Raw genomic sequence first — 3,855 nt, forward strand, 5'->3', positions numbered from 1 at the left:
AGAAGATCGCCATCACGACGCCGAGCAGCAGGAGGCTTCCGGCCACCAGAAGCAGCAACAGCTTGCCGTCGCCGAGCGTGGCGCGCGCCGGCCACCAGATGATGCTGCCGGCATCGGGCGCGTAGGCGGCGGCTGCGTCGGAGGTCAGGACGGCAAACCGGGACAGCGTGCCGTAGGAGAGGATCGCTGCGATCTGCAGCGCGATCACGAAGCCGGCGCCGATCACCGCGGCCAGAATCTGGGCGACCAGCCGCGTCCTGGCCGGGCCGATCAGCCGGAACAGCGCGATGGTGAGCGCGATTGCGACGGCTGCCGCTGACAGGCCGACGGCGATCACGACGCCGAAGGCGGCAAGCCATCGAGTGCCGCCCCCGAACATCAGGACGTCGACGAAGGGGGTCGACAGCAACAGCCCCATTCCGGTGACCGTCAGCGCGATCGCGGCGATGCGGACCGAGAAGACATCGGAAAGCTTCGCCGGCGAAGACATGATGAGATCGAGATCGGCGCGGGCATAAAACACGCGCGTCACCGATTCGATCGCCTGCGAGAGCATCAGGGTCCAGGCCAGGAAGATCGTCGCGGTCGTGACGATCAGCGAGGGTTTGTCGAGCGGCGCCCGCAAATTCGCAAAGCGGCCGATCACCGCCCAGGCCGGCAGATGCATGATGGCGGCGAAGGCGATCAATCCGATCACGGCTGTGCGCTTGCGACCGCGTCGCCCGCCCGTGATCATGGCAAGCCATTCGCGCCAGGCGAGCCTCAACTCATGCCGGGCAAACCAGGAGATCGCGACAGCCGAACTCATGCGGCGTCGGCCTCGACATCCACCAGCGCGATGAAGAGGTCTTCCAGGCTGGTATCGGCGCGCCCGTTCTGCTGGCGCAATTCGGTCAGCGTGCCCTCCGCGACCAGCCGGCCGGAAGCAATGACGCCGATCCGATCGGCCATGCGCTCGGCCACTTCCAGAATATGCGTGGTCATGATCACGGTGCATCCGGCGCGCACGCGATCGCCCAACAGCCCCTTGACATGGCGGGCTGACACGGCGTCAAGCCCGGTGAGCGGCTCGTCCAGGATGATCAGCCTGGGGTCGTGAACCAGCGCGCCGGCAAGCGCCACCTTCTGGCGCATCCCCTTGGAAAACCCCTCGCAGCGTTCGTTGAGATGCGGTTCGAGCCCGAGCGAGACCAGCAGATCGTGGGCGCAGCCTTGCGCGACGGCAGGCGCTATACCCCACAGGCCGGCGACGAATTCCAGATATTCCAGCGGTGTCAGCTTGTCATAGATCATCGGCTCATCGGAAACCCAGGCCATCACCTGCTTGGCGGCGACCGGATCCTCCAATGCATCGATCCCGAAGATCGCGACCGAGCCGGCATCGGGCCGCAACAGGCCAGCGACCATGCGCAGTGTCGTGGTCTTGCCGGCGCCGTTCGGGCCGACCAGGGCATAGAACTCGCCCGCCCGCACCGTAAGGTCGAGCGCATCGACCGCCAGCCGGTCAAAACGCTTGGTCAAGCCGCGTAATTGAAGCGCTGATGGTTCAGGCGTCATGAACTCCATCCGGTTTGGCATGCTGGCCGAACAAGGAGCGTAGTTGTTTCGGCGCGGTGAATCGAGAGCTGTGACGAGCACGGAGACCCTGGTCGATCAGTCGTCAGGGAACGCAACGTCAGCCGGATACCCGATAATGCCTGGCGGCCGTCCGTCGCTCGACGCCGTCACCGGTGCCGCCTCGGGCAGGTTGGCGAGCAGAGGCATGTCGGAGTAGCGCATGACGCCGGAGTCATCGATGACGAACAGCGGAAGGTAATTCGTCAGATAGGAGTCCTCAACCATCGCCATCCGCCGGTTGTCGAGGATCAGCCAATGCCCATCGAGCCGCGCCGAGACGACCGCGTGGCCTTCGCCGTGGATGAGGTCGCGCAGCACGATGATGCGCAAATCTCCTGCCGCGACACCGGCGAAGCGCAGGGCGACGAACTTGGCGATGGCATAATCCTCGCAATCGCCGGCGCCGGTTGAGAAGGTGACGAGCGGCGAGCTCCAGACATCGATCCGGCCCCATTGCGCCAGATCGCTCATCGGCCGGATCGCCAGATTGATCGCGCGGTTGATTTCGCCGAGCCGGGCGCGGCCCTCGAGCGCGCTCGCGTCATCGACGATAGCGAGAAATTTCAACGCGGCATTGGAGGCGCAGCGTTCGCGATCGCCGTCGCACAGCGCGAGCTGCACCCGTTCGTCGTCGATCTGGTGGGCGACGCCGCGCCATTTTGCCAACAGGCCGCCGCCCGAAACCGGCAAGGTCGAAAGCCCGAACGGCTCGGCGGTCGACTCGGCTGGTTCGAGCGCCGCGAGTTCCAAGGTGCTGGCGCTCGCAGCCATTGTTGCCCCGAAGCAGGCAATGCCGCACGCCAAGAGAACCGCACGCAGCGCGTGCGCCTGACCGGAAAACCCCATCTGACACCCCTTGTCCGGGCATCGAGGCCTGTCGGGCCGCTAGGTGACCGGAATCGTTTCTGGGGCAAATGATCGGATGAGGGGCTTTTTTTCTGCTTAAAGACCGATATTTTGGGCCCGAAAATCGTCGGCAGACTGAAATTTGTCTCGCCCACATCGTGAAAATTTATCTGGTCGAAATGGTCCGCGGCCGTCCGCGAAGATCCGACACGTACATTTACAGGTTGTGTCCGGACAGATGTTTGGCAAACATGGCTAATTTGCCTCGAATTGCGGTTTTGTTATTCAGATCACAGTTTCAGCTCGGAAATTGGCGCAGGATGGCTGAGAGCAGCGTAGGCCAACAGTAAGTCAAGTATTTGTTCCGCCGATAATACATTGAATTACATTCAAAGATGCGCCGCTCGGTAGATCAACCTACCGTATACTTCGCAAACGCCGCGGAAGACTTCGTGACCCCACCCTACTCCTGGAAGATACGCTCCGCGCTGGTCGGATCAGGTCGAAATGACACAAGCTGGAGATGGTTTCGCCACAGATCAGTCAATGATATGCAGCTTCCCAGCCTGATTGTGAAATAATTTATTAACCATTGTGGTGTGTCTTTGAACTACGTCGGCCAATTGGACGCCACTTTTTCCCCTCCTGGCTCGGATGCGAAGCCCCACGCGCAGGTCCCGGCTGGCTCATTTTTCGCCCACCCGCCCGCCGATGCGGTCGTCGTTCCCGATGCGCAACTTCTGTTCAACGGCGACTTCAAGCGTTCTGGGGTCGACCTGATCCTGTCCAAGGACGACCACGAATTCGTCGTCCAGGATTACTTCAAAGGTGAAAAACACCGCGCGTTGGCGTCGCCCGACGGCGCGCATCTGGGGGGCGATCTCGTCGACGCCCTGACAGGTGAGGTGCGGATCAGCCAGGCCGATGGCAGCGTTGGCGCCCACCAGGTGATCGGGCACGTCACCAAGCTCGACGGCAGCGCGACCGTGGTCCGCAACGGCGTCTCGATCATCCTGAACAGGGGCGACAACGTCGAAAAGGGCGACGTGGTGCAGTCCGGTTCCAATTCGACGCTCGGCATCACCTTCATCGACGGCACCGTGTTCGGGCTGTCGTCGAATGCGAGGATGGTGCTCAACGAGATGGTCTACGACCCCAACGGGTCGAACAATTCATCGCTGATCAGCCTGGTGGCGGGCACCATCAGCTTTGTCGCCGGCCAGACGGCCAAGCACGGCGACATGAAGATCGATACGCCGGTCGCGACCATGGGCATTCGAGGCACCGCGGTGCTGGTCGAGATCGATTTCTCGGTTCCCGGCCAGAACGGTCAGCCCAATGCCAGCTTCCAGGTTCTGGTCGAGCCGGATGGAACCACCGGCTCCTACATCC

Annotated in this window: 3 protein-coding genes and 1 pseudogene; 1 reads left to right on the forward strand and 3 read right to left on the reverse strand. The window is 62.5% G+C overall.

The window, feature by feature from the left end:
- The 3 genes and pseudogenes from WCB02_RS05790 to WCB02_RS05800 form a co-directional block, all read right to left on the reverse strand.
- Nucleotides 1-808: pseudogene (locus tag WCB02_RS05790) on the reverse strand (permease); the annotation flags it as partial.
- Nucleotides 805-1,557 carry an ABC transporter ATP-binding protein gene (locus tag WCB02_RS05795; protein WP_423956881.1) on the reverse strand — a complete coding sequence of 251 codons (753 nt, stop codon included), beginning with the start codon at nucleotides 1,555-1,557 and terminating at the stop codon, nucleotides 805-807. The gene WCB02_RS05795 and the pseudogene WCB02_RS05790, both read right to left, overlap by 4 nt.
- Before the next feature lie 96 nt (nucleotides 1,558-1,653).
- A complete protein-coding gene (locus tag WCB02_RS05800) occupies nucleotides 1,654-2,463 on the reverse strand; it encodes a transglutaminase-like cysteine peptidase (RefSeq protein WP_423956882.1) in 810 nt (269 codons plus the stop codon).
- Between the two features lie 605 nt (nucleotides 2,464-3,068).
- Here WCB02_RS05800 and WCB02_RS05805 point away from each other — a divergent pair.
- Nucleotides 3,069-3,855, forward strand: a 787-nt coding sequence (locus WCB02_RS05805; RefSeq protein WP_423956883.1) for a FecR family protein, incomplete at its 3' end; no start/stop codon positions are given.

The sequence above is a fragment of the Bradyrhizobium sp. genome, assembly GCF_049581145.1.
GTDB lineage: Bacteria > Pseudomonadota > Alphaproteobacteria > Rhizobiales > Xanthobacteraceae > Bradyrhizobium.

What these genes read in the sequence shown, in the direction of transcription:
- WCB02_RS05795 (WP_423956881.1), bottom strand. Translation starts at nt 1,557, where the DNA reads ATGACGCCTGAACCATCAGCGCTTCAATTACGCGGCTTGACCAAGCGT.
- WCB02_RS05800 (WP_423956882.1), bottom strand. Translation starts at nt 2,463, where the DNA reads ATGGGGTTTTCCGGTCAGGCGCACGCGCTGCGTGCGGTTCTCTTGGCG.